Here is a 23,342-nt window from a genome sequence, read left to right on the forward strand (position 1 = left end):
TCATCCCTCGGCAAATTCCCGCAACACCTTGCCATCCATGCGATAACGCACCCACTCTTCCTGCGGCTGCGCGCCGAGGGATTTGTAGAAATCGATGGCCGGGGTGTTCCACTCCAGCACGCTCCACTCGAAACGGCCGCAGTCGTTGTCGCAGGCGATTTTCGCCAAGTGGCGCAGCAGGGTTTTGCCGGCGCCGCCGCCTCGTTGTTCGGGGGTGATGTAGAGGTCTTCGAGGTACAGGCAGTTGCTGCCAAGCCACGTCGAATAGCTGAAGAAGAACACCGCGAAACCGATCGGCACACCATCACGCAGGCAGATCAGGCCGTGGGCCGTGGCGCCTTCGCCGAACAGGCTACGCTCGATGTCGGTGACGCTGGCGATCACTTCGTGACGGGCCTTTTCGAAATCTGCCAGTTCGGTGATGAAGGCGAGGATCTGCGGTGCATCGCTGGGGGTCGCCGGGCGGATTTCGATCGTCATGGACGGGCCTTGTCGGAAAAGGGAAAGCGCCATACTAAAGCTGCATTGCTATTGTGGCGAGGGAGCTTGCTCCCGCGGGGTTGCGCAACGGCCCCAATACCCTTCAATGTGATCCATCAGACAGGGCTTGTTTCCGGGTTTTGCGATTGTCACGCAGTTGAGCGGGACGGTGCGACGATTCGACAAGCTCCCTTGCCAACAAAGCTCAACTCAACTGAAAGAACACTAATGTCTGCCAGCGCTTTTGCCCCTTTGACCACCCTCGCCAGCGCACTGCTGCCCCACGCCCTTGAACCCTCCGACGACGGCGCCCACGACCTCGCGCACCTGCAACGGGTCTGGCACAACGTGCGCACCTTGCAGGCCGAGGAAGGCGGAGACCTTGAGGTGTTGCTTGCCGCCGTGCTGCTGCACGATTGCGTCGCCGTCGAAAAGAACTCGCCGCTGCGCTCGCAGGCTTCACGTCTCGCCGCAACAAAAGCCGCCAACGTGCTGGCCGCGTTGGACTGGTCCCAAAGCAACATCAGCGCCGTCGCCCACGCCATTGAAGCCCACAGTTTTTCCGCCAACATCACCCCGCTCACCCTTGAGGCGAAACTGGTTCAGGACGCCGATCGGCTCGACTCACTGGGCATGCTCGGTGTCGCCCGCACCTTCTATGTTGCCGGGCGCATGGGCTCGGCGCTTTACGACCCACAGGATCCGGAGGCTAAACATCGCGATTACAACGACACGCGCTTTTGCCTCGACCACTTCCAGACCAAGCTGCTGCACCTCGCCGAAGGCTTCCAGACCGCTGCGGGTCAGCGTCTGGCGCAGATCCGCCATCAACGCCTGAAGGGGTTTATGGAGCAGTTCAAGGAAGAGATCGGCATCGTCTGAAGCGGTTATTGCGCTGGGCTGATGCTCAGGTTTCAGCGGACCCGGCGTGGCACTGACGTGAAAATACCGGTGCCGAGAACCGACCGTTCGTCGTTCCTCAGGCACCAATCCAATTCGCGGGCAGACCAATAAAAGGTAAGGATTCCAATCACTGGAGAAGCCCTATGATTTCGTCAAGGTTGACCGCTGTTGTCTTCACCGCCCTGCTCTGCCCCGCAGCCTTCGCTGCAACTGCCGCAGGCACCGGCCCTACCGATCCGACCCCACCACGAGCCCCGGTCATCAACAGTGCCCCAGGCATGAATACCGATGGCTCCGGCGTCCCCCTGATCAACCAGCCGCCCGCCACCGGCACTGACCCACGTACCCAGGGCAGTGACCCCGGCCGCCAGGGTGGCATGAACACCCCTGACTCCCCCGCCACACCCGACAACGCCGGCCCCGGCATCGGCTCGAAAACCACCACCGGTGGTTCGGGCTCCGAGGGCGGCGGCCAGTAGTTCGCCGACGCGAGCGTCCTATTCACATCCATGAAGAGGTAACCATGAACGTCGATAAAAACCTGGAAAAAGAAGTCCTCACCCGCCTGCTGCACGCCCATCCGAGCGGACTGGGCAAAGAGGTGCTGGACAATTATCGCGGTGAGAAAGTCGTGGCCAGCGCCCTCGCCGCCCTGCAGGAACGCGGACTGATCCACCATGGTCATGTGACCTGCAACGAGGCCGGCGAACACTCGTTGAATTTGCCGATCAAGCTCAGTGCGGCTGGGGTTGAAGCGGCGCGAAAGCTCGATAGCTGACGGTAGATCCGCGAGCAGTAGAGTCCTGTATGAGCCGCAGCAGGCTGCGATCTTTCAAGATCAAAAGATCGCAGCCTGCGGCAGCTCCTACAGGGGTTTTGTGAGCGACGTGATTCCCTTGTGGGAGCCAGCCTGCTGGCGATGACGGTTGTTCAGTCGCCGCGTATTAATGCATCAACCTCAGCAGTCCCCGGCGATGTCGCCGGCCCCCACCGCGTCACTGCCACAGCCGCCGCCGCATTGGCCCGCCGTGCTGCCTCATGCGCATTCAAACCCTGCGCCAATCCGGCGACAAACACCCCGGCATGGGCATCGCCCGCCCCGTTGCTGTCCACGGCTTTTACTGCAAACCCCGGCACATGCCGTCGCTCGCCACGCTGTTGAATCCAGCAACCCTGCGGCCCGTCACGCACCACCAACAGCACCTCTTTCGGGAGATGCTCAGCGAGACGATCCAGGGCTTCAGCGAGGTCCGCAGCCCCGGTAAACCGCAACGCCTCGACGCTGTTGCTGGTCCACACATCGATGCGCGGCAGCAGCGCCTGCATCAACGGCGAATCCGGTGACTCGACCAAGGGGCCCGGATCGAACACCACCTTGATCGTCTGCGCCAGCGCCAGCGTCCAGTCCAGCAACGCCTGCGCCTTGCCTTCATGCAGCAGGCTGTAGCCACTCAGATACACGTAATCGCCCGCCTCGGCCGTCACGCTGTTCAGGTCTTCCTCGGTGACTTCTCCTTCAGCGCCGATGTAAGAAATGAAACTGCGCTCGGCCGACGCATCGGTCAGTGCCACGCAAATCCCGGTGTCGCGTAGCGCAGGCGTTTTGATGCCGATGTGAATGCCCTCTTCACTCATTGCCTGGCGTGCCAGATCGCCGAAACGCCCGGTGCCGTGGCGGCCGAGATACACCACTGGCAGACCATTGCGCACGGCAGCGGCCATCACGTTGAACCCGCCGCCGGCCTCGAAACCTGCAGACTGCGCCAGCACATCGCCGCCGACTTGTGGCAGCTGATCCACCGCCATGACCAGGTCGATAATGACCTGGCCGGTGTGCAACATCTTAGGCATGAGCATTCTCGACTTGCGCGGCGCGGCGATCTTTCGCCCCGCCAAGGACGAAGTAAATGCCACCGGCCACCACGAAGGTCACGATCCAGCCCAGACCGTTGTGCCCCAGCCACGAGTCGGACAGGAAGCCCTTGAACCAGACGTTCTCGGCGGTGGTGCCGATGGTGGTGAAACTGAAGCCGAGCACGATGGCAATCGCCCAGGCGCCGAACGCGCGCCACTCGATGCCGCCGCGATACCAGTAGGCGCTGCTCGGGCTGACGTCGAGCAGGTCTTTGGGGCTGTAGTAATGGCGGTGAATCAGGTCGACCACGAAAATCCCGACCCACGCGGTGATTGGCACCGCCAGCAGGGAAATGAAGGTGATGAACGGACCGTAGAAGCTGTCGGCGATCAGCATGAAATAGATCGAGCCGGCGAAGATCGCGACGATGTCCACCACCACCGCGTACACGCGTTTGACCTTCAGGCCCAGGGTCAGCGTGGTCAAACCGGCGGAGTACACCGAGAGGTTGTTCGACAGCAGCAGACCGCCGAACGCGGTGATCAGGTACGGCACGGCCATCCATGTCGGCAGCATGTCGCGGATGGCCACAATCGGGTCAGTTGCCGACGCCAGGTCGTTGTTGCCCACCGACAGCAGGCCACCGAGGGTGATCAGCAGCACCAGCGGAATCCCGGCGCCGAACGCCGCCGACGCCACCAGACGCACGGCTTTGACGCTGCGGTGTTGATAGCGCGACATGTCGGCACCGGCGTTGGCCCAGCCGATCCCGGTGCCGGCGGCCATGGTGCCGATGCCGATGATCATCGCGCTCAGCGGCGCCGGGGTGGCGTTGAACACCGCGCTCCAGTCGATGGTCGCGCAGAGGAAGCCGCCGACCAGAATGTTCAGCGCACCGAACACGTAGGTCGCCCACTTCTGGATCACCAGCAACGTGGCATGACCGAGGCCGGAAACCGACAGGGTCAGCAGGACGAAAATCGCGATGAAGATCAGGGTCAGGACCGGCGCACTTTTGGCTTCCACCGGCGAGCCGAACAGGATCGAGCACAGCGACAGCAACACGAATGCCGCCGTGGTGGTGTTGACGGTTTCCCAGCCCAGGCGCGACATAAGCGAGACCAGCGTCGGGCCGATATTGCCGCGTACGCCGAAGATCGCCCGCGACAAGGTCAGGCTCGGCGCACGGCCACGGCGGCCGGCAATCGAGATGATCCCCACCACCGCAAACGAACCGGCCGCACCGACAATCGCGACGATGATCGCCTGCCAGATCGCCAACCCGCGAAACGCCACCAGCGTGGCGCCCAGCGGCAGACCGAGAATGGAAATGTTGGCGGCGAACCAGACCCAGAACAGCTGCAGCGGGTGGCCGTTGCACTCGGCTTCCGGCACCGGTTCGATACCCCGGGTTTCCAGCTGTCCGGCGCTTTGCCCGGCGTTTGATGAACTCATGAACAGTGCTCCTGTTTGCCTTTATTGTGGTTGTGGCAATGACGCAAAATTTAGTGCTTTTGTGGCGAGGGAGCTTGCTCCCGCTCGGCTGCGCAGCAGTCGCAACCCAGTCAGTACGATGTTTTCGCACCAGTCAGCAGGGTTTGGGGCCGCTTCGCAGCCCAGCGGGAGCAAGCTCCCTCGCCACAGTTATGTGATCAGCGCAGGGCCAACAGCCCCTGCACCAGGGGCTCAAGCTCCAGATGATTGACCGCTTTCACCGTGGCAATCATCGGCACCGGCCAGCTCTCGAGGCCCAGGCAGGCCCCGAGCATGGCGCCGAGAATCGCCGCGATGGTGTCGGTGTCACCGCCAAGACTGGCGGCCATGCACAGCGCATCGAACGCGTTCATCTCGCCGACCGCCACTTGCTGCGCCAGGGCGAATGACACCACCACCGACTCCTGCGACGCCACCGATGTGCCGATCACGTCGTACAGCAAATCCGCCAGCAGCGCCTTGTCACTGTCGACGCTGATGGTGCGCGCCCAACTGATGCGCGAAGCGATACGCCCACCGGCGACCCAGTGCCCGTGCGCTTCGGCCTGTTGCGCAATCTGCTGGCCGAGGTTCAACGCCTCGCCCAGGTCTACGCCGTTGATCCCGGCCGAGACCACCGCCGCCACCGCCGCCGCACTGGAAATGCCCAGCGTGGTGTTGTGGGTGACCTGACAGGCCTGCACCACCGCCGCGATGAAGCGCTGGGGATCGGCCACGTCCGCGGCGATGCCCACCGGGGTGATGCGCATCGCCGCGCCATTGGTGGTGCCGTAGCGTCCGGCCTCCTCCGGCGAGTGTCCGGCGAGGATCATTTCGATGGCGCGTTTAGTGGACGGCCCGAGCAAGTCCTGCGAGCCCTTGGCCTGCATCTCGGCCTCCCATTCGATCAGCCGCTGGGCGAGCACTGCCGGCTCGATCCGGCCCTTGCCTTCGAGCAACAACTCGCCGACCAGGATCGCCTGTTCGGTGTCGTCGGTGATCGAGCCTTTGGGCATGTTGGCGGCGATCGGTTGCAGCGGGCCGGCGTCCTGCAGGTCGGTGATCCGGCCGAAGCGGGTCTTGATCGTTTCGCGGTTCAGCGATTGCGTCGGCATGCCCAGCGCATCACCGAGGGCCAGGCCATAAAACGCACCAAGGGCACGGTTGAGCGCGGTCATTTCGATTCTCCAAATTGCAGGTGCAGGCGGAAATGCACCGGGTCGAGCAGGCTTTCGACCTGCTCCATGAAACGGTTCTGCCGGTCGTAGGTGGTGCGCAGGGCCTTGAGGAAAACCGTCCCCACCGGGCGCCCGAGCAGTTCGGCATCTTCGGCATTCAGCGGCTCGGCGCCGATCCACTGATCGCCGCGCTCGCCGATGTAGCCGTAGGCGGCCAGGGTGATGGTCAGCGAATTGTCGATCAGACCGACACGCGGCAGGCTTTCCAGGCCGCCGGTGGCCGGCATCAAAGAGCGCTCGAGGGACACCAGCGTGCCGTCGTTGGAACGCCGGCGCCGGTCGAGGGTGATGAATTGATCGGTGCCGAAACGCGAGAGCAGGTCGGGCCGGGTCACGGCTTCCAGACGCAGCACTTCGGTATTGATCAGCACCCCGCTGTCGGCCAGCGCCTGCGCCCAGCCGCTGCGCTGATCGAGCACCACACCGTCGAACGTGACGATGGAGCCGACCCCGCTTTGCGTGGCGATGTAATTGCGCCGCTTCAGTTCGGCCAGCGCTTCGCGCAACGTGCCACGGCTGACGTTGAATTCCTGAGCCAACTGATGCTCGCCGGGCAACAGAAAGCCGTCCTCCATGAGGCCGCTTTCGATGCGCCGGACGAGTTCGTCGACCACCCGTTGTTTCTTGTCAAATCGTACCTGTCTAATCATGTACAAAGTGATACCCGAAACGGGTGCGGGCGGGCAAGAGGTTTTTAGGGGTTCGGACAGAAGGATGCATAACTGTGGCGAGGGAGCTCGCTCCCGCTGGGCTGCGCAGTGGCCCCAAAACCCGTGACAACGATGAGTCTGACACACCGCATTGTCCGGATTTGCGACTGCTGTGCAGTCGAGCGGGAGCAAGCTCCCTCGCCACAAAACTATGCTTCTACAGATAGAATCAGCGTTGTTTCAGGCGATCAATGACGACAGCCAGCAACAGGATCGAACCGCGAATCACATACTGATAAAACGTGTCGATGTTCTTCAGGTTCATCGCATTCTCGATGATCGCCAGAATCAACACCCCGGCAATCACATGCCGAATCATGCCGATCCCGCCACTCAGCGACACCCCGCCCAACACACACGCCGAGATTACGGTCAGTTCGAAACCCTGGCCAATCATCGGCTGCCCGGAGGTCATGCGCGACGCCAGAATCACCCCGGCCAGCGCACCGATCACACCGTGCACGGCGAAGATGATGATCTTGGTCCGGTCAACGTTGACCCCGGCAAGCAACGCCGCTTCCTGGTTGCCGCCGATGGCCATGGTGTTGCGGCCGTAAGTGGTGTAGTTCAGCAGCCAGCCGAAGAACAGAAAGCAGACGATGGTGATCAGGATCGGCACCGGCACGCCGAACAATTGGCCGTTGCCGAAGACGAAGAACGATTCCTGCGACACGCCCACCGCTTTGCCGTTGGCAAAAATGTAGGCCAGGCCACGAACGATCTGCATCGTTGCCAGCGTGGTAATCAACGCATTGACCCGCAGCTTGGCAATCACGATGCCGTTGATCAGCCCGACAATCAGGCCCATCACCAGCGCCGCACTGACGCCGAGGAACACGCTGTTGGTGTCGCGCATCACCACCGCCGCGACCACCCCGGCGCAGGCGATCACCGAACCCACCGACAAGTCGAAATGCCCCGACGCCAGGCAGTAGAGCATGGTGCACGCGGCGATGCCGGTGGTGGAAATCGCCAGCCCGAGCCCGCGCATGTTCAGCGGCGACAGGAAGTTGTCGATCAGCAACGTGCAGGCGACGAAGATGCCGATGGCCGCCAGCAGCATGACCCAGTCGTCGAGGAAGCGGCGCAGGTCCAGCGGTTTGCGGGGAGTCGGCAGCGCCTTGTTTTGGATGGTCATCATGTTCACCTCTCAGTTCGCCGCGCCGTCAGCGCGATGGCGCGGCAAAGCCAGTTGCAACAGGTTGGATTCATTGGCCTGGTCGCGGCTGACTTCGCCGCGCAGCGCGCCTTCGCACAGCACCAGAATGCGGTCGGAAATGCCCATCACCTCCATGAGGTCGCTGGACACCACGATCACCGAAATGCCATCGGCGGCCAGGTTATGGATGATCTGGTAGATCTCGGCCTTGGCACCGATGTCGATGCCGCGAGTGGGTTCGTCGAGCAGCAGGACTTTCATCGGCATCGACAACCAGCGCCCAAGAATGGCCTTCTGCTGATTGCCGCCAGACAGGAATTTGATCTGTTGGCCGGCATGCGGCGTTTTCACTTTCAGCGCCTTGATCTGTTTGTCGGCGTTGCCCTTCTCCCACAGCCCGCGCAGCAGACAGCCGAGGCTGGCATTGGCACCGCGCGCGCTGATGTTGATGTTCTCGGCGACGCTGGCCAGCGGGATGATCCCCTCCTTTTTGCGGTCCTCGGGGCACAGCAGGATACCGGCGGCAATCGCGTCACGCGGTGAGCGCAACTTCAGTTCATGGCCGCGTAATTCCAGACGTCCGGCGGTGTTGCGCTCAAGCCCGCTGAGCAGCCGGAACAATTCCGTGCGCCCGGCACCGACAAGGCCGAACAGCCCGAGAATCTCGCCCTTGTGCGCCTCGAAACTCACCGGCTCGCGCAGGCCCGGGCCGAGCAGACCGTCGACCTTCAGCGCCACCGCGCCACGCGGGCGGCTGCGGTAATCGTAGATGTCCTGGATGTCGCGCCCGACCATGCAGGTCACCAGTTGATCGTGGGTCAACTGGCTCATGTCGTCGAAGGTGCGCACGTAACGGCCGTCCTTGAACACCGTCACTGCATCGCAAATGCGGAACACTTCTTCCATGCGATGGGAGACGTAGAGCACCACTTTGCCCTCATCGCGCAAGCGGCTGATGATCGCCATCAAACGGTCGATCTCGCGGGCCGAAAGGCTACTGGTCGGCTCGTCGAAAGCGATCACATGCGCGCCACGGGACAGCGCCTTGGCGATTTCCACCAACTGCCGCTGGCCGAGCGACAGGCGCCCGACCTTGGTCTGCGGATCGATTTCATCGGCCAGGCCCTTGAGGCAGGCCAAGGCGTTCTGGCGCAATGCGCCGCGATTGATCAGGCCGAAACTGGCCGGCAGATGGCCGAGAAACAGGTTCTCGGCCACGCTCATTTCCGGCACCAGATGCAGCTCCTGGTGGATCACCGCGACGCCATTGCCGATGCTGTCGGCCGTCGACTTGAAGGCCATGGTCTGCTCGCCGATCTGCAACTCGCCGCTGCTCGGGATGTAGGCCCCGCCGAGGATCTTCAGCAGGGTCGACTTGCCGGCGCCGTTCTCGCCCATCAAGGCGTGCACCTGCCCCGGATGGGCGACGAAGCTGATCGCGTCCAGCGCCTTCACCCCGGGAAAGGTCTTGCCGATCCCGTTGAAGCGCAGGCTGCCGCCGGCGCTGCTTGCATGTGTCTGTACTTGCGCGTGCATCTGAGTCACCTCTTCACACCGATCGAGCAGCCATCAATTCCACAGGCCGATTTTTTCCAGCTCTTGCTTGAAGTTCTCGCGGGTGATCAGGGTGACGTCGTCCATCGCCGTGTACTTCGGCGGCTCTTTGCCGGTGGTGACCCACTCGTACATCATCTCGGCAGTCTTGTAGCCTTCGATGTGCGGGCTCGGCAGCATCGAACCGAAGAAACCGCTGTTGGGCTTTTTCAACTCGCCGATGGCGTCAGTGCCGTTGATGCCGATGCCGATCACGTTGGCCGCAGCGAACCCGGCGGCTTCGGTGGCGCGCACGCCGCCGAGTACGGTGTTGTCGTTCATCCCGCCGATGATCAGGTTCTTCGCCGCGCTCGGCAGTTTGACCAGCGCCGAGTTGGTCGCGTCCATGCTGCCCGGCACGTCGAGGGTCTTGAGCGCTGCGAACAGGATGTGATCCTTCGGCATGCCGGCGTCTTCCAGGGATTTGACCGAGCCGTCGGTGCGCTTCTTGCCGGTATCGAGTTCGTTGTAGGTGTTGACCACGGCGTAGGTGTCTTTCCAGTCCCAGTTGCGTTTCTTCGCTTCGGCGACCATCGCGTTGCCCTGCTTCTGGCCGACTTCAAATGCGGCCATGCCGAGGTACGGCACGTCTTCCATGAACTTGCCGTTGGCGTCGACGAAACGGTCGTCCACGGCGATCACTTTGAGGTCATTGAGTTTGGCTTTGGCCATGATCGCCGGGCCGAGCGACACATCCGGCGGGCAGATCACGAAGCCCTTGGCCCCGTTGGCGGCGAGGCTGTCGATGGCCGAGAGGGTTTTCTCCCCGTCCGGCACGGCGATCTTGATCAGTTCGAAGCCTTTGTCCTTGGCGGCTTTCTCGGCGAAGGCCCATTCGGTCTGGAACCAGGGCTCTTCAGCCTGTTTGACCAGGAAACCGATTTTCACGGCATCGGCAGCCAGCAGCGAACTGCTCAGGCTGAACGCAGTGACCGCCAGCGCGGCACTGCACAGGGTACGAATCCCGAAACGACGTTTCATAAGCTGACTCCTTGTTATTTTTTTTGAGCAATGTTTGAAAACTGTGGCGAGGGAGCTTGCTCACTCGCCACGAATAGCGGCGTTCAATCGTTCACAGCGTGTAACAGCAGCCTTTGTTGAAAATAGTCATATCGTATGATGATTGGATTTCAGGCGGACTCACCCGCCTCAAGCCCGGTCCGCTCAGTCGTGGTACATCACTGAACGGCCACCATCGATGGTGATGCACGAGGCGTTGATGAACGGCGCTTCATCACTGGCCAGAAACACCGCGGTCATCGCCACTTCGATCGGCTGGCCGATGCGTTTTGGCGGGTGCAGGTCAAAGGCGCGCTGACGCTCGGCATGCGGATCGGCAAAGCCGTTCCAGAAATCGACGTTCAGTTGCGTTTCGATGTAGCCCGGGGCGATGGCGTTGACCCGAACGCCTTTCGCCGCGTACTCGATGCCCAGCGCCCGGGTCAGCCCGAGCAGGCCGTGCTTGGCCACCGGATACGGGAAGCAGCCGGGAATGATGTGGCTGGAATGGGTCGAAGCGATGTTGATGATGCTGCCGACGCCCTGCTCGATCATCTGTGGCAGCACCGCTTTGCAGCCGTGCCAGGCGCCGTCCAGGTCGATGGCGAAGCAGCGGCGCCAATCTTCTTCGGTCATTTGCAGCGGGTCACGGAACACGTTGACCCCGGCGCAGTTGACCAGCACGTCGATGCGCCCGTGGCGTTCGACGGCGAGTCTGGCCATGGCGTGCAGGTCTTGCTGACGCGACACATCAGCCTTGATCGCCTGCACGTCGGCTCCCTGCTCGCGCCAGTGGGCGGCAACCTGCTCGACTTTCTCCGCCTGAATATCGCTGATCACCAGTTTGGCCTGCTGCGAGGCGAAGGTGGCGACGATGGCTTCGCCGATGCCTTGAGCGGCGCCGGTCAGCAGGACCACTTTGTTTTTCAGACGCTCGCCTTTCGGCGGCGCGGGCACCGGCGGCAAGGAAAGAGGTTCAGCCATGGATCAGGACTCCTGCTCGTAAGCACAAAAAAACCGGGCATCTGACGATGTCCGGTCTGGAAGACTGTGAGAACAAGACAGGCAGGCGCGGCGAGCGACGCCGGGCCGTTGCGAGACGCTGACTCCGCTGGGGAGTGCGATAGAGATTCGCTGCATCACTTCACCTGTTTTGTTCTTTTTAAGTGTGAGTGCGTGTTACTGCTGGAACCGACTATAAACCCGACCGCCAAATAATCTCAATATATAATTTTGCATCCCATATTTTGGGATTTAACCGGCGAATCGTGTGCAGAGTTTGCCCGGCACATCGACGCGCATCGACAACACCGCGCCATCCAGCGGGTGGTTGTGCGGACTCTGGGCGCTGGTGATGTACAGGGTTTTCAGATCCTCGCCGCCGAATACGCAACTGGTCGGGCGGCTGACCGGCAGTTCGATCCTGCGGTCGACCTTGCCTTCCGGCGTCAGACGCAGCAGGCAACTGCCGTCCCACCGCGCGTTCCACACATAACCTTCGGCATCCATCGCCGAACCGTCGGGACCGCCGTGCTGATCCGGGCCATACCAGGGATCAGCTACATCAAGGTTGCCGTCGGCGTGAATAAAATAGCGATACAGCGTGTCATCAAGACTGTCGCCGAACAGCACCGTGGTGCCGTCTTCACTCCACAACAGCGTGTTGGGAATCCCCAGGCCGCGCAGCAACGGCGTGACGCGCTGGTCGGGATCAATGCGAAACAAGCCACCGGAGCGACGGATGATCGGCAGGTCTTCGCCGTGGTCGCCGATGTTGTTCTGCATGGTGCCGAGCCACAGTCGACCCAGCGCATCACAGCGTGCTTCGTTGGGCCGATTGCCCGGTTGCGGGTCGGCGATACAGAACAATTCCAGGCGTGGCTCGAGCCCCGGGGAATCGAGGTCCAGTCGATACACGCCGCTGCTCAGGGTCACCAGCGCATCGCCACTGGCACAGGGGATGAACGCGGAAACGTGCTCGGGCATCTGCCAGATCTGCACATTGTTGCCAATCAGCCGCAGCGCCTGCCTGCCGGCGATATCGACCCAATACAGCGCCTGAGTCGGGGCATCCCAGAACGGGCCTTCACCGAGCTTGGCGCGGTGTTGAGTTACGGCGGTCCACGTCATGTTGAATCCTTCATGTTGTTTTAACTGTAGGAGTGAGCCTGCTCGCGATGGCGGTGGTTCAGTCAAAGTGGCTTTTTCTGGTACGGCGCCATCGCGAGCAGGCTCACTCCTACAGGGGAATTTGTGTTGTCAGCTGGCTTTCTTGTCGGCCATGACCTTTGGGTAAAAGCGTTTGATCGCCAGGTCAGCGTTGTCGATCAGGGTCATGCAGGCCCATACCCCGCGCGCGGCATCCCGGGCGGCGATGGCGTCGGCCATGTCCTTGTGAATGGGTAATGTGCGGCGCAATTCGTCAGGGTCGGCGGCGGAAACTTCAAACGACACGGCGAGCAAGGCGCCAAGGGCCGGAACCATTTGTTCGATGAACTGGTTGTGGCTGGCCGCCAGAATGCACTCGTGGAATACCTGGTCGGCACGGTTGTAATCGATGCCGCTGTCGACCGCCCGCTCCAGCGCGTTATACGCCAGTCGCACAGCTTCGATCTGCTCGAGGCTGGCGCGCTCGCAGGCCCAGCGCACGGCCATCGGTTCAATGGTGCGCCGCAGGTCGAGCAGGTCATCGACGAAGTTTTCCGGCAAGCCGTTGCGTGACAGCCAGCCGACGACTTGCGGATCGAACAGGTTCCAGCGCCGCACCGGCAACACCCGGGTACCGACCTTCGGGCCGACTTCGAGCATGCCTTTGGCGACGAGGGTTTTGATCGCTTCGCGGATCACCGTGCGGCTGACACCAAGCTGCAGGCCCAGATCGGCCTCGACCTTGATCGTCTGCCCCGGTTTGACCTGGCCAGCGGCAATCCAGCTGCCCAGCCAATCGACCGTTGACGCATGAAAGCTGCTGGACATGAAAACCTCAAAGCGGTTCGCGATGGGTGTTCACGCTAATCATCATACGAATAACCGTCAATGGGATTTTTCAGACAATCCACAAACCCAATGTGGGAGCGAGCCTGCTCGCGAAGGCGGTGTATCAATCAACATTGATGGTGACTGACGTAGCGCTTTCGCGAGCAGGCTCGCTCCCACAGTTAGTGATGTGTATTGATCAGGGTTCGAGGCCGATGCGGAAGAACTCTCCGCCGCTCCACACACCGAGCCAGCGCTGCCCATCGATTTCGCGACTGACTGCCAGTTCCACCAGTTGGTAGAACACATTGCGATGAATCAGCGCTTCAAGGTTGGTGCGCACATGCACATAAGGTGCAGGCTCTTGGGTCGTCGGGTCGATCTCGACACGGATCGGATGTTCCGGCCCGGCTTCGGCGGTTTCTTCGACATTGGTGGTGAAACGCAGGACCTGCGCCTCGCCCTCGCCTTCGACTTCCACGGCAATCGCCACGAATGGCGCATCGTCGACCTTGATCCCGACCTTTTCGACCGGGGTGATCAGGAAGTAGTCATCGCCGTCGCGGCGGATGATCGTGGAGAACAGCTTGACCATCGGCTTGCGCCCGATCGGCGTACCCAGGTAATACCAGGTGCCGTCGCGGGCGATGCGCATGTCGATGTCGCCGCAGAAGTCCGGGTTCCACAAGTGCACCGGCGGCAGGCCTTTGGTTTTGGGGATCTGTCCCAACAGGTCATTGGCTTTTTGCGGGCCACTCATGGCGTACTCCTTGGTTTATTGGTCGCCGACTCCGAGCAGGCTGCGCGCGTATTGCGCCAGTGGCGGGCCGATCAGGTCTTCAGGCTTGTTGTCGTGGAACGTCAGTAAACCGCCACGACTCTTGATCCGTGCAGTATCAATCAAATACTGGGTGCTGGTCTCGATCAACATGATTTGAATCACCCCACCGTCGATGCCCAAGCGATCCACGGCTTCCTGATCGAGCCACTCGTCGGAGTTGCCGATGCGGTCGTCAGCCTTGGCAAAACGGGTGTACAGCAGGTAATGGGCGCCGGCATCGCGAGCTTCGCCCATCGCCTGATCAAGACCTTCTGGAGCGCGGGCACGACGAACCATCGGGAAGTATTCGACAAAGCCCTTGAAGGCTTCTTCGGCCACCACATTCGGGCGCGGGTAAGAGCCGCCCGGCGGTGCGAACGCGCCTTGGGCGATGTAGATGAACGAGTCCGGCTGAATGCGGAAATTGTTCACCCGACGGCTGTCGCTGTGATCCAGCAGCCCCGCGTCGCTCATCTGATAGCGAGTGCCTTCGGCCATATCGCTGACAGTCATACAGCCGCCAAGCGCCAAAACGGCCAGCAGCAAAACCAGGCTACGCATCCTCATCCTCCAGAAGCCGGTGACGGAAAACCGGCGAATGGCCGTTGGATGCAGCTTTTGCGCCAGTCCTTGAAAATGTGCAGGTATCGAATTTGAAATGACGCCCCAAAGGCCTCAAATGAAGCTTTTGTGGCGAGGGAGCTTGCTCCCGCTCGGCGGCGCAGCCGTCGCAAATCCGGGATTTGAAGTAAGCCGGACGCCCTGAGATGAATGGTTCTCGGGTTGGCTGGCAACCCAGCGGGAGCAAGCTCCCTTGCCACAAAAGCCAGTTCAGCCGCCGATGATCTTCATGACGGTCGCGCCACCGGAGAACGCCACTTCCTGTTTGTCGCCCAAGGCCTTGACCAGCAAGCGCTGCAACGCCGGCAGTGCCTGGTGACGCGGCTTGTCGAGCAGGTCACCGACATAGTGGCGGTTGCTCGACGACAGGCAGCCATGCAGCCAGCCGGTCGACGACAGGCGCAAACGCGAGCACGTCCGGCAGAACGGCACGCTTTCGTTGGCAATCACGCCGAAATGACCGACGCCCGGGATCGCATAGCGCACGGCTGTGGCGTCCACCGGCGCATCGGCCTGGGCGTACTCGTAGCGTTCGCCGATCAGGCTCAACAGTTGCTGCAGGCTGACGAACTGTTGCAGGAAGGTATTGGAGTCGGTGGCGAGGTGGCCCATGCGCATCAGCTCGATAAAGCGCAGCTCGTAGCCACGTTCCAGGCAGTAATCGAGCAGCGGCATCACCTGATCCAGGTTCTGCCCGCGCAACGGCACCATGTTGACCTTGATCTTCAGACCCGCCGCTTTTGCCTGGTCCATGCCATCGAGCACGGTCGCCAGGTCGCCGCCACGGGCGATGCTGCGGAACGCACCGGCGTCGAGGGTATCGAGGGACACGTTGATCCGGCGCAAACCGGCGTCCACCAGCAGCGGCAGCTTCTTCGCCAGGAGTTGACCGTTGGTGGTCAGGCTGATGTCTTCCAGGCCCATCTTGCCGACGGCGCTCATGAAAGATTCGAGTTTGGGGCTGACCAGCGGCTCACCGCCGGTGATGCGCAGACGCTCGATGCCGGCAGCTTCGATCAGGTAAGCGACGCCACGAGCCATGGCCTCGGCCGACAGTTCATCCTGCGCAGCCACCAGCCGCTTGCCGTTGGGCACGCAGTAGGTACAGGCGTAATTGCAGGCTGAAGTCAGGCTGATGCGCAAATTGCGAAAACGCCTGCCTTGACGGTCAACGATCATGATCACTCCGGCGATAGAATTTCGAGCTGTTAAAACTTGACTCACAAATCAAGTTTTAGCAAGCCCTATGCCTGAGTATATTCCTGCGGTACTGCGTCATGCAGCGAAATCATGACGCAATAAGGCCGCTGAATGATTCAGCTGCTCGGGGTTTCCGGATCACGCTTGCGCTTGTTGCCCATGCGCACACCGATGTCCATCAAGAACTGGAAGAAACCTTCCTGATCTTCCAGCACGTTGCTCCAGAACGGCGAGTGATACAGCGCCACCGCGCCGTGCACCAGCGCCCAGGATGCGCAGTAGTGGAAGTACGGCGGCACGTCTTCGAGCTTGCCTTCGCTGATGCGGCCCTTGATGAGCAAGGTCAGGCGTTCGAAGTTCGAGGCGCGGATCTTGTGCAACTCCTCGACCATCTCCGGCACCTGATTGCCTTTTACGACCTTCTCTTCAAGACGGTCGAACAGGCGGTAGCGCTGCGGGTCGCGCATGCGGAATTCGAAGTAGGCACGTGACAGCGCTTCCTTGTCCTTGTCGACATCGGCCGAATGCAGCAGCTCGTTCAAATCGCGCTCGTAATCGAGCATCAGCCGCAGGTAGATCTCGGCCTTGGATTTGAAATGCTTGTAGATCGTGCCTTTGCCGATACCCACGGCATCAGCAATCATCTCGACGGTGACACTGTCTTCACCTTGTTCGAGGAACAGCTTAAGCGCGGTATCGAGAATTTCTTGCTCGCGGCGACGAAACTCACGGACCTTACGAGGTTCTTTGTGCATAAGAAAAGGTCTGTAGGGGTCAAAATTCGAAGCCGCGTATTATGCCTAACTTGCACAAAAATGCACGGATCATCCGACCATATCTGCGTTTCTTGTTCATTTTGCGAACGCTGGGGGTGCAATGAGAACTCAACTGAAGCGCACGTATTCCAAATTTGTTTAAAAACCCCGGCCGCTCAACTGGACTCAACGCCAGACTGATCAATACTTGAACTGTCGGACGGCATCTCCCCCAAGTGCCGTGCCGATAAAGGTACCAAGGGACCGCGTGCCTTTGTTTTACTCCTAATGGTCTTAACCCGGATTCACCCCCCAGAACCCGGGTTTTTTTTGCCTGCGATTTGGCGTTCGCGGTGGAATCTGCCCGCACGCGACGTCCATTTCGCAGTCAAGCAGATTTAACACTCGCCAGCGGGAACAGCCGCTTGAAGTTCTCGGTGGTCTGCTCGGCAAATCGCTCGTAGTTTTCCCCACGCAGCATTGCCAGGAACTCGGCCACTTCGCGCACGTACTGCGGCAGGTTCGGCTTGCCGCGATAAGGGATCGGCGCCAGGTACGGCGAATCGGTCTCCACCAGCAGCCGGTCGGCCGGCACTTTGCTGGCCACATCGCGCAGGGCGTCTGCATTGCGAAAGGTGACGATACCCGACAGGGAAATGTAATAGCCCATGTCCAGCGCGGCCTTGGCCATGTCCCAGTCTTCGGTGAAGCAATGCAGCACACCGGCCTGGGGCAGCGCGGCCTCGCGCAGCAGTTCAAGGGTGTCGGCGCGGGCGCCACGGGTATGGATGATCACCGGTTTGCCGGTCTGCTGGGCAGCTTGCAAGTGCAGACGGAACGATGCCTGCTGCAACTCGGCGGCTTCCGGCTCGTAGTGATAATCCAGACCGGTTTCGCCGATCGCCACCACTTTCGGGTGATTGAGTTCGTGCAGCAACCAATCCAGCGCGGGCGCCGCACCCGGCTGCACATCCAGCGGATGCACACCGACCGAACAATCGACGTCGGCATAACGTTCGGCCAGGGCTTTGACGTCGGCGGCGTTGTCGGCACTGACGCCGATGCACAGGAAGTGCCCGACCCCGCGCTGCCGGGCCGCATCGAGGGCAGCATCCAGCGAACCGTCATGGGCGGCGAGGTCGAGGCGATCAAGGTGACAATGAGAATCTACGAGCATAAAAGGACTGCAACTTACATCGTATGAGTGGGACGGTCGGACTTGAGGGCTCCGGCCAGATGGGTTTCGATGCGACTGCGAGCGGTGTTGTCGCCATCGTTGAATTGCACACCGACACCGGCGGCACGATTGCCTTGGGCGCCTTTGGGGGTAATCCAGGCAACCTTGCCGGCCACCGGAATCTTTTCCGCCTCGTCCATCAGATTCAGCAGCATGAACACCTCGTCGCCCAACTTGTAGCTCTTGTTGGTCGGGATGAACAAGCCGCCGTTTCTGATGAACGGCATGTAGGCCGCGTACAGCACCGACTTGTCCTTGATGGTCAGGGACAGGATGCCGTTGCGCGGTCCCGGGCTCATGGGTTCATTCATGTTGACCTCCTCTGCTGATCTTCAGAGTCTAGGCGCACACAGTCATTCCAGGGCGATTACCGTTGGCCCGGCAGACTCACCCATTGCACCAACAGCGCTTCCAGCAGCAACGCCGGATTGAGGTTGGCCTTGCTCAGGACTTTCTGCCGCTGAGCGAGAATCCAGTCCTGAATATCGAGGACTTTGCCTTGGGCGCTTTTCTGCGCCAGGTACTGCACCACTTTGCGCATGTCAGTCAGACCCAGGCCGGCTTCATCCTGGGTCAGTTGATAGCGCAGGATCAAGCTCGACCAGTCGCAGAACCAATCGAACAGACGCAGCATCGGAATGTTTTTCCATTCCTCGGCCAGTTGCGTCGGCGACTGCTGCTGCTTGAGTAGCTTCTTCACCCCTTCGACCACCTGCGCACGCTGTTCGCGCACACCCTGGGACTGCAGGCTGACCGCCGCCAGTGGCGAACCGGCCGCCAGCGTCAGCAATTCGACGCGCTCCTCTTCGGAACACTCCGGCAGCGCCTGTGCCAGCCATTGCAGGCTCATGGCCTCGCCCGGCAGCGGACATGCCTGCTGCACGCAACGACTCTTTATCGTCGGCAACAAACGGCTCGGCTGATGGCTGACCAGCAACAGCACGGTATCGCCCGAAGGCTCTTCGAGACTCTTGAGCAAGGCGTTGGCGGCGTTGATGTTCATCGACTCCACCGGTTCGATCAGCACCACCTTGCGCCCGCCCAGTTGCGCAGTCTGCACCACGAAACTGACCAGATCGCGCACCTGGTCGACCTTGATCGCCTTGTCGGCTTCTTCCGGCTCCAGGATGTAATTGTCCGGATGGCTGCCGGCCTTGAGCAACAGGCAGGATTTGCACTCACCACAGGCCTCGGGCGTCGGACGCTGGCACAGCAGGCTGGCCATCAGCCGCTCAGCCAGCGCACGCTTGCCGATCCCGACCGGGCCATGCAACAGATACGCGTGGGCGTGCTGACTACACCCGGCCAGTTGCTGCCAAAGGCTGTCCTGCCATGGATAGGCCTCAGCCACGAATCAGCTCCAGCAAGTTCGGAATCAAGGTATCCAGCGATTGCTGAACCTTGACCAATGGCTGACCGGCATCGATGCGCACATAGCGCGCAGGATCGGCTTCGGCGCGCTTGAGAAATGCATTGCGTACCGCTTCGAAGAACGCCCGGCCTTCCAGCTCGAAGCGATCCAGTCGTCCGCGAGCACTGGCACGGGCCAGGCCGACTTCCACCGGCAGATCGAAAATCAGCGTCAGATCCGGGCGCAGATCGCCCTGGACGAACGTCTCCAGCGCGGCAATGCGTTCCAGCGACAAACCGCGACCGCCGCCCTGATAGGCATACGTCGAATCGGTGAAACGATCACACAGCACCACCGCGCCGCGGGCCAGCGCCGGGCGAATCACCTCGGCCAGATGCTGGGCGCGGGCGGCGAACACCAGCAACAGCTCGGTGTCGGGGTTCATGACTTCATCTGCCGGGGCCAGCAGCACATCGCGAATGCGTTCAGCCAGCGGCGTGCCGCCGGGCTCGCGGGTCAGCAGCACTTCGATACCTTCAGCGCGCAGACGCTCGGCGAGGTACTCGCGGTTGGTGCTCTTGCCGGCGCCTTCCGGGCCTTCCAGGGTAATAAACAAGCCAGTCACAGGCAGTCCTTAATCAAAGTCATTGCGCGTTTTGCGGCGCCGCCGCCCCAGGCTCGGCAGCAGGTGCCGGGGCTGGCGCAGGGTCCTGCGGCGGAACCTGCGGCACCGCCTCTGGCGCGGTGTCAGGAGACGCAGCAGGAGTCGCCTGTTCGGTAGCCGGGGCCGGAGCGGCCGGCGCCGGGCTGGAGCGGTAATCGGCACGACGCTTGAGCTGGAACTCGCGCACCGCACTGTTATGCGCCTCCAGGTCATCGGAGAACACATGGCTACCGTCGCCACGGGCAACAAAATACAGGCTGTTGCCTTCCACCGGATTGAGCGCGGCATGAATCGCCTCGCGGCCGACCATGGCAATCGGCGTCGGCGGCAACCCCGGAATCACATAGGTGTTGTACGGCGTCGGCTCTTTGAGATGCGCGCGAGTCAATTTACCGGTGTAGCGATCGCCCAAACCGTAGATCACGGTCGGATCGGTCTGCAACTGCATGCCCAGCGCCATCCGCCGCACGAACACGCCGGCAATCTGCCCGCGTTCCTGTGGCACGCCGGTTTCCTTCTCCACCAGCGACGCCATGATCAGCGCCTGATAAGGCTCGCTGTACGGCGCGTCGGGCGAACGATTGTCCCACTCCTTGGCCAACACCTCGTCGAGGCGATCGAAGGCTTTCTTCAGCAACTCGACGTCGGAAACACCGCGCACAAAACGGTAGGTATCCGGGAAGAAACGGCCTTCCGGGAACAGCCCACGATGGCCGATTTTCTCCATCACTTCGCTGTCGCTCAAGCCCTTGAGGGTCTGCTCGATCTTGTCATCTTTTGCCAGCGCGGCGCGGACCTGATGGAAGTTCCAGCCCTCGACAAGCGTCAGGCTGTATTGCACCACTTCGCCGCGCTTCCACAGGTCGATCAGACCGTTGACGGTCATGCCCGGCTGCATGCGGTATTCGCCGGTATGGATCGGCGTGCCGGCCAGATTGAAGCGCCAGTAGATGCGCAACCAGAAGGCGTCCTTGATCACGCCATCGGTTTCGAGTTCGAGGAAGGTACGAGTCGGCGTCGAGCCTTTCGGCACATCCAGCAGTTCTTCCTGCGTGATGTTCAGAGGCTGTTCCAGTGCCGAATGGATTTTCCAGGCGCTGGCGCCCAATAGCAGCCCTGCCAGAACCAGTCCGGTTTCCAGCAGCAGCAAGAGTTTACGTCTCACGAATCAGGCATCCAGTAGGGCGCGGGAAATGGTTTGCAGTTTACGGGTGAGCGGGCCAACCGGCCAGCTCAGCGCAGCGTAGGCACGTACCGGCCAGACGCCATACACGCTGTTGCAAACAAAGACTTCATCAGCCCATTGCAGCTGTTCGAGGCTGATGTCGGTGATTTGGGTGGGGATGGCCAATGACTCGGCCTGAAACAAAATTTCAGCACGCATCACACCGGCGACGCCGCAGCGCTTCAAATCCGGGGTGATCAATACGCCGTCGCGCACCAGGAACAGGTTGCTGAACACGCCCTCTATGACGCGTCCGGCCTGATCAAGCATCAGGCCTTCGGCATGCTCGCTGTCGCGCCACTCGGCACGGGCGAGCACTTGCTCCAGACGATTCAGATGCTTGAGCCCGGCCAGCAAGGGCTGGTTCGACAACCGCGTGACGCAGGGGAACAGGCGCACGCCTTGTTCGCCATGCACGACAGGATAAGCAGCAGGAGGATTGCCTTGCAGAATGCGCCGGCCCGGCGCCGCAGGATCGGGCGCGTAGCCACGCAAGCCATCGCCCCGGGTGAGAATGAACTTGAGCACACCCTCGCCCATCGCTGCCGCATAGCTCAGCAGCTCTTGGCGAACCAGCTCGAGATCAGCGGCGATCGCCAGACGTGCGCAGCCACCGGCCAGACGCGCCAGGTGACGATCCAGCAACACAGGCTGGCCGCGCCGCACGGCAATGGTCTCGAACAGACCATCGCCGTAAGCCAGGCCGCGATCTTTCAGCGACAGAGCGTCAGCCGGCTGACCGTCGACCCAGCAGTCCATCAACCGGCGAACCGGCGGAATGCCAACGTACCGTTGGTGCCGCCAAACCCGAAGGAGTTGGACAGTACGACGTCGATGTCCATGTTGCGCGCGGTGTGCGGCACAAAATCGAGATCGCAGCCTTCATCCGGCTCATCGAGGTTGATGGTCGGCGGTGCCACCTGGCTGTTGATTGCCAGCACACTGAAGATCGCTTCGACCGCGCCCGCCGCACCCAAGAGGTGACCGGTCATGGACTTGGTGGAGCTGACCGCCAGGTTGTAGGCGTGATCACCGAACACGGTCTTGATCGCGTTGGCTTCGGCGAGGTCGCCGGCCGGGGTCGAGGTGCCGTGGGCGTTGATGTACTGCACTTGGTCGATATTGATCTTCGCATCGCGCAGGGCATTGGTGATGCAGCGCGCAGCACCGGCGCCATCAGCGGGTGGCGAGGTCATGTGGAACGCATCGCCGCTGGTGCCAAAGCCGATCAGCTCGGCATAGATGGTCGCGCCGCGAGCCTTGGCGTGCTCGAGTTCTTCGAGTACCAGCGCACCGGCACCGTCGGACAGCACGAAGCCGTCACGGCCCTTGTCCCAAGGACGGCTGGCGCGAGTCGGCTCGTCGTTGCGGGTCGACAGCGCACGGGACGCGCCGAAACCGCCCATGCCCAGGCCGCACGCGGCCATTTCGGCACCGCCGGCGATCATGACGTCGGCTTCGTCGTACATGATGTTGCGTGCCGCCATGCCAATGCAGTGCGTACCGGTGGTACAGGCAGTGGAAATGGCGTAGTTCGGTCCCTGTGCACCCAGGTGGATGGACAGAAAACCGGAAATCATATTGATGATCGAGCCTGGCACGAAGAATGGCGAGATTCGACGCGGGCCCGTCTCATGCAGGGTACGGCTGGTTTCTTCGATGTTGGTCAGCCCGCCGATCCCCGAACCCATGGCCACGCCAATGCGTTCACGGTTGGCATCGGTGACTTCCAGACCAGCGTTGCGAACAGCCTGAAAACCCGCGGCCAGACCGTACTGAATGAACAGGTCGAGCTTGCGTGCTTCCTTGACCGACAGGTATTCCTCGACATTGAAGCCCTTTACCGAGCCGCCAAAACGGGTGGAATAGGCAGAAAGGTCGGTGTGTTCGATCAGACCAATGCCACTGCGGCCAGCCAGAATGCCCTGCCAACTGCTCGGCACATCCGTGCCCAGTGGCGACAACATACCCATACCGGTGACTACGACGCGTCTACGCGACACAGCACTCTCCTTTTTCAAATGACGACTTTGCATCAGGCCTAAAGAAAAAACCGCACGCCATGATGGCAGTGCGGTTTTTC

At 61.4% G+C, this 23,342-nt stretch carries 25 protein-coding genes; 3 read left to right on the top strand and 22 right to left on the bottom strand.

What is annotated here, in order from left to right:
• Positions 1-480 (bottom strand): GNAT family N-acetyltransferase, encoded by a 480-nt coding sequence (locus tag HBN98_RS06105; protein ID WP_083368249.1) that lies wholly within the window; start codon positions 478-480, stop codon positions 1-3.
• 228 nt (positions 481-708) lie between these two features.
• Here HBN98_RS06105 and HBN98_RS06110 point away from each other — a divergent pair, with 228 nt between their 5' ends.
• The 3 genes from HBN98_RS06110 (at position 709) to HBN98_RS06120 (ending at position 2,161) form a co-directional block, all read left to right on the top strand.
• Positions 709-1,362: an HD domain-containing protein gene (locus HBN98_RS06110; RefSeq protein WP_083368248.1), complete on the top strand. Its 654-nt coding sequence runs from the start codon at positions 709-711 to the stop codon at positions 1,360-1,362.
• 164 nt (positions 1,363-1,526) lie between these two features.
• The gene (locus HBN98_RS06115) at positions 1,527-1,862 is read left to right on the top strand and encodes a hypothetical protein (RefSeq protein ID WP_064588664.1); all 336 of its coding nucleotides are present in this window, start codon (positions 1,527-1,529) and stop codon (positions 1,860-1,862) included.
• A gap of 44 nt (positions 1,863-1,906) precedes the next feature.
• Entirely contained in the window at positions 1,907-2,161 is a 255-nt protein-coding gene (locus tag HBN98_RS06120) for a hypothetical protein (RefSeq protein ID WP_064588665.1), read from the top strand.
• A gap of 152 nt (positions 2,162-2,313) precedes the next feature.
• Here the strand turns inward: HBN98_RS06120 and HBN98_RS06125 are convergent, their stop codons facing one another.
• From HBN98_RS06125 to fabF, 21 genes are all read right to left on the bottom strand, one after another.
• A complete protein-coding gene (locus HBN98_RS06125) occupies positions 2,314-3,234 on the bottom strand; it encodes a PfkB family carbohydrate kinase (protein WP_083369409.1) in 921 nt (306 codons plus the stop codon).
• On the bottom strand, positions 3,227-4,693 hold the full coding sequence (locus tag HBN98_RS06130; protein ID WP_083368247.1) for a purine-cytosine permease family protein: 1,467 nt from the start codon (positions 4,691-4,693) through the stop codon (positions 3,227-3,229). The genes HBN98_RS06125 and HBN98_RS06130 overlap by 8 nt, the downstream gene beginning before the upstream one ends.
• A 197-nt stretch (positions 4,694-4,890) precedes the next feature.
• The gene (locus HBN98_RS06135; protein ID WP_083368246.1) at positions 4,891-5,889 is read right to left on the bottom strand and encodes an ADP-ribosylglycohydrolase family protein; all 999 of its coding nucleotides are present in this window, start codon (positions 5,887-5,889) and stop codon (positions 4,891-4,893) included.
• Positions 5,886-6,599 carry a GntR family transcriptional regulator gene (locus HBN98_RS06140; protein ID WP_064588668.1) on the bottom strand — a complete coding sequence of 238 codons (714 nt, stop codon included), beginning with the start codon at positions 6,597-6,599 and terminating at the stop codon, positions 5,886-5,888. The genes HBN98_RS06135 and HBN98_RS06140 overlap by 4 nt, the downstream gene beginning before the upstream one ends.
• A gap of 229 nt (positions 6,600-6,828) precedes the next feature.
• Positions 6,829-7,797, bottom strand: coding sequence for an L-arabinose ABC transporter permease AraH (gene araH / locus HBN98_RS06145; protein WP_027612371.1), 969 nt, complete (start codon positions 7,795-7,797; stop codon positions 6,829-6,831).
• Between the two features lie 12 nt (positions 7,798-7,809).
• Positions 7,810-9,354, bottom strand: a complete 1,545-nt coding sequence (araG, locus tag HBN98_RS06150; RefSeq protein WP_083368245.1) for an L-arabinose ABC transporter ATP-binding protein AraG — start codon at positions 9,352-9,354, stop codon at positions 7,810-7,812.
• A 33-nt stretch (positions 9,355-9,387) separates the two neighbouring features.
• On the bottom strand, positions 9,388-10,392 hold the full coding sequence (locus HBN98_RS06155) for a substrate-binding domain-containing protein (protein ID WP_083368244.1): 1,005 nt from the start codon (positions 10,390-10,392) through the stop codon (positions 9,388-9,390).
• Positions 10,393-10,575: 183 nt separating this feature from the next.
• On the bottom strand, positions 10,576-11,394 hold the full coding sequence (locus tag HBN98_RS06160) for an SDR family oxidoreductase (protein ID WP_083368243.1): 819 nt from the start codon (positions 11,392-11,394) through the stop codon (positions 10,576-10,578).
• Positions 11,395-11,664: 270 nt separating this feature from the next.
• Positions 11,665-12,540, bottom strand: a complete 876-nt coding sequence (locus HBN98_RS06165) for an SMP-30/gluconolactonase/LRE family protein (RefSeq protein ID WP_083368242.1) — start codon at positions 12,538-12,540, stop codon at positions 11,665-11,667.
• A 129-nt stretch (positions 12,541-12,669) separates the two neighbouring features.
• Positions 12,670-13,386, bottom strand: coding sequence for a FadR/GntR family transcriptional regulator (locus HBN98_RS06170; protein ID WP_064588673.1), 717 nt, complete (start codon positions 13,384-13,386; stop codon positions 12,670-12,672).
• Positions 13,387-13,585: 199 nt separating this feature from the next.
• Positions 13,586-14,146, bottom strand: coding sequence for a DUF1285 domain-containing protein (locus HBN98_RS06175; protein ID WP_007967615.1), 561 nt, complete (start codon positions 14,144-14,146; stop codon positions 13,586-13,588).
• Positions 14,147-14,161: 15 nt separating this feature from the next.
• The gene (locus HBN98_RS06180; RefSeq protein ID WP_007967613.1) at positions 14,162-14,767 is read right to left on the bottom strand and encodes a DUF4823 domain-containing protein; all 606 of its coding nucleotides are present in this window, start codon (positions 14,765-14,767) and stop codon (positions 14,162-14,164) included.
• A gap of 270 nt (positions 14,768-15,037) precedes the next feature.
• Positions 15,038-16,006, bottom strand: coding sequence for a GTP 3',8-cyclase MoaA (locus HBN98_RS06185; protein ID WP_083368241.1), 969 nt, complete (start codon positions 16,004-16,006; stop codon positions 15,038-15,040).
• 137 nt (positions 16,007-16,143) lie between these two features.
• Positions 16,144-16,782: a TetR/AcrR family transcriptional regulator gene (locus HBN98_RS06190; RefSeq protein WP_007950805.1), complete on the bottom strand. Its 639-nt coding sequence runs from the start codon at positions 16,780-16,782 to the stop codon at positions 16,144-16,146.
• A 388-nt stretch (positions 16,783-17,170) separates the two neighbouring features.
• Positions 17,171-17,959, bottom strand: coding sequence for a TatD family hydrolase (locus HBN98_RS06195; protein ID WP_083368240.1), 789 nt, complete (start codon positions 17,957-17,959; stop codon positions 17,171-17,173).
• 14 nt (positions 17,960-17,973) lie between these two features.
• On the bottom strand, positions 17,974-18,330 hold the full coding sequence (locus tag HBN98_RS06200; RefSeq protein WP_064588676.1) for a PilZ domain-containing protein: 357 nt from the start codon (positions 18,328-18,330) through the stop codon (positions 17,974-17,976).
• A gap of 56 nt (positions 18,331-18,386) precedes the next feature.
• Positions 18,387-19,370 carry a DNA polymerase III subunit delta' gene (locus HBN98_RS06205; RefSeq protein ID WP_083368239.1) on the bottom strand — a complete coding sequence of 328 codons (984 nt, stop codon included), beginning with the start codon at positions 19,368-19,370 and terminating at the stop codon, positions 18,387-18,389.
• Entirely contained in the window at positions 19,363-19,995 is a 633-nt protein-coding gene (tmk, locus tag HBN98_RS06210) for a dTMP kinase (protein WP_064588678.1), read from the bottom strand. Before tmk ends, HBN98_RS06205 begins: the two co-directional genes overlap by 8 nt.
• 19 nt (positions 19,996-20,014) lie before the next feature.
• On the bottom strand, positions 20,015-21,199 hold the full coding sequence (gene mltG / locus HBN98_RS06215) for an endolytic transglycosylase MltG (RefSeq protein ID WP_083368238.1): 1,185 nt from the start codon (positions 21,197-21,199) through the stop codon (positions 20,015-20,017).
• A gap of 3 nt (positions 21,200-21,202) precedes the next feature.
• Positions 21,203-22,018, bottom strand: coding sequence for an aminodeoxychorismate lyase (pabC, locus tag HBN98_RS06220; protein ID WP_083368237.1), 816 nt, complete (start codon positions 22,016-22,018; stop codon positions 21,203-21,205).
• Positions 22,018-23,262 (bottom strand): beta-ketoacyl-ACP synthase II, encoded by a 1,245-nt coding sequence (gene fabF, locus HBN98_RS06225; protein ID WP_003227039.1) that lies wholly within the window; start codon positions 23,260-23,262, stop codon positions 22,018-22,020. The genes pabC and fabF overlap by 1 nt, the downstream gene beginning before the upstream one ends.
• Positions 23,263-23,342 lie beyond the last annotated feature (80 nt).

Source organism: Pseudomonas koreensis (assembly GCF_012986595.1).
Classification (GTDB): domain Bacteria; phylum Pseudomonadota; class Gammaproteobacteria; order Pseudomonadales; family Pseudomonadaceae; genus Aquipseudomonas; species Aquipseudomonas koreensis.

Coding starts and splice junctions, on each gene's coding strand:
- HBN98_RS06195 (WP_083368240.1), bottom strand. CDS start 17,959: ATGCTCGTAGATTCTCATTGTCACCTTGATCGCCTCGACCTCGCCGCC.
- HBN98_RS06185 (WP_083368241.1), bottom strand. CDS start 16,006: ATGATCGTTGACCGTCAAGGCAGGCGTTTTCGCAATTTGCGCATCAGC.
- HBN98_RS06200 (WP_064588676.1), bottom strand. CDS start 18,330: ATGAATGAACCCATGAGCCCGGGACCGCGCAACGGCATCCTGTCCCTG.
- HBN98_RS06110 (WP_083368248.1), top strand. CDS start 709: ATGTCTGCCAGCGCTTTTGCCCCTTTGACCACCCTCGCCAGCGCACTG.
- HBN98_RS06115 (WP_064588664.1), top strand. CDS start 1,527: ATGATTTCGTCAAGGTTGACCGCTGTTGTCTTCACCGCCCTGCTCTGC.
- HBN98_RS06155 (WP_083368244.1), bottom strand. CDS start 10,392: ATGAAACGTCGTTTCGGGATTCGTACCCTGTGCAGTGCCGCGCTGGCG.
- HBN98_RS06105 (WP_083368249.1), bottom strand. CDS start 480: ATGACGATCGAAATCCGCCCGGCGACCCCCAGCGATGCACCGCAGATC.
- araG (WP_083368245.1), bottom strand. CDS start 9,354: ATGCACGCGCAAGTACAGACACATGCAAGCAGCGCCGGCGGCAGCCTG.
- HBN98_RS06120 (WP_064588665.1), top strand. CDS start 1,907: ATGAACGTCGATAAAAACCTGGAAAAAGAAGTCCTCACCCGCCTGCTG.
- HBN98_RS06130 (WP_083368247.1), bottom strand. CDS start 4,693: ATGAGTTCATCAAACGCCGGGCAAAGCGCCGGACAGCTGGAAACCCGG.
- HBN98_RS06170 (WP_064588673.1), bottom strand. CDS start 13,386: ATGTCCAGCAGCTTTCATGCGTCAACGGTCGATTGGCTGGGCAGCTGG.
- HBN98_RS06160 (WP_083368243.1), bottom strand. CDS start 11,394: ATGGCTGAACCTCTTTCCTTGCCGCCGGTGCCCGCGCCGCCGAAAGGC.
- HBN98_RS06135 (WP_083368246.1), bottom strand. CDS start 5,889: ATGACCGCGCTCAACCGTGCCCTTGGTGCGTTTTATGGCCTGGCCCTC.
- araH (WP_027612371.1), bottom strand. CDS start 7,797: ATGACCATCCAAAACAAGGCGCTGCCGACTCCCCGCAAACCGCTGGAC.
- pabC (WP_083368237.1), bottom strand. CDS start 22,018: ATGGACTGCTGGGTCGACGGTCAGCCGGCTGACGCTCTGTCGCTGAAA.
- HBN98_RS06175 (WP_007967615.1), bottom strand. CDS start 14,146: ATGAGTGGCCCGCAAAAAGCCAATGACCTGTTGGGACAGATCCCCAAA.
- HBN98_RS06140 (WP_064588668.1), bottom strand. CDS start 6,599: ATGATTAGACAGGTACGATTTGACAAGAAACAACGGGTGGTCGACGAA.
- HBN98_RS06190 (WP_007950805.1), bottom strand. CDS start 16,782: ATGCACAAAGAACCTCGTAAGGTCCGTGAGTTTCGTCGCCGCGAGCAA.
- HBN98_RS06180 (WP_007967613.1), bottom strand. CDS start 14,767: ATGCGTAGCCTGGTTTTGCTGCTGGCCGTTTTGGCGCTTGGCGGCTGT.
- HBN98_RS06165 (WP_083368242.1), bottom strand. CDS start 12,540: ATGACGTGGACCGCCGTAACTCAACACCGCGCCAAGCTCGGTGAAGGC.
- HBN98_RS06125 (WP_083369409.1), bottom strand. CDS start 3,234: ATGCCTAAGATGTTGCACACCGGCCAGGTCATTATCGACCTGGTCATG.